Origin of the sequence: Anaplasma marginale str. Florida (assembly GCF_000215485.1) — a bacterium.
Taxonomy (GTDB): domain Bacteria; phylum Pseudomonadota; class Alphaproteobacteria; order Rickettsiales; family Anaplasmataceae; genus Anaplasma; species Anaplasma marginale.
This window is the reverse complement of the sequence record NZ_AFMS01000138.1, coordinates 1-641: the sequence shown is the minus strand read 5'-3', so window position 1 is coordinate 641 and position 641 is coordinate 1. Positions and strand designations below refer to the sequence as shown.

1 protein-coding gene is annotated in these 641 nt (G+C 47.4%); it reads right to left on the bottom strand.

Annotated features, from left to right (window positions below; all coding sequences use genetic code 11):
* Positions 1 to 596: aspartate carbamoyltransferase (locus tag GAC_RS03845; protein WP_037349497.1), on the bottom strand; the 596-nt coding region annotated here is incomplete at its 3' end.
* Positions 597 to 641: the final 45 nt, after the last annotated feature.

The window sequence follows — 641 nt, the reverse complement described above, 5'->3', positions numbered from 1 at the left end:
AATGACACTCCATCTGGCACATGATCCACGCGCATCGGTGTTACGACTCTTATATCTGCACCATACCTGGACAACAACCTTATGTTTGACCGCGCGACCCTGCTGTGAAACACATCTCCGCATATCGCAACTTTCAGTCCACGCACTTCCCCACCTTTCAAAGAACGTATGGTAGCGTAGTCAGTAATCGCTTGGGTGGGATGCTCGTGATTTCCATCCCCGGCATTAATCACCAGGCAATCACCAGCTCTTTTGGCAATCTCATCAACCATACAACTCTGATCAGAGCGCACAACCACTAAATCAGTCCCCATAGCAGCCATAGTAGACATGGTATCTGATATGCTTTCCCCCTTACATATTGAAGACATGGCAACGTTTAGCGTCACAGATATGGCCCCCAGCGCCTTTTCCGCGATCTCAAATGCAAGCAGGGTACGAGTGGAACTCTCAAAAAAAAGATTCACTATAACTTTTCCCCGCAACACCTCATCGCTCGCTTCCTGCGCCATATATTTGTTCGCTAAGATGAGCAGATTTTCCACATCCTCATCACTCAGGTCCGAGACCCGCAGCAACTTCTTCAGGTTTCCCATAAAAGCAATACGTATTCAGTCTTGACGGGTGAATTTAACATCATT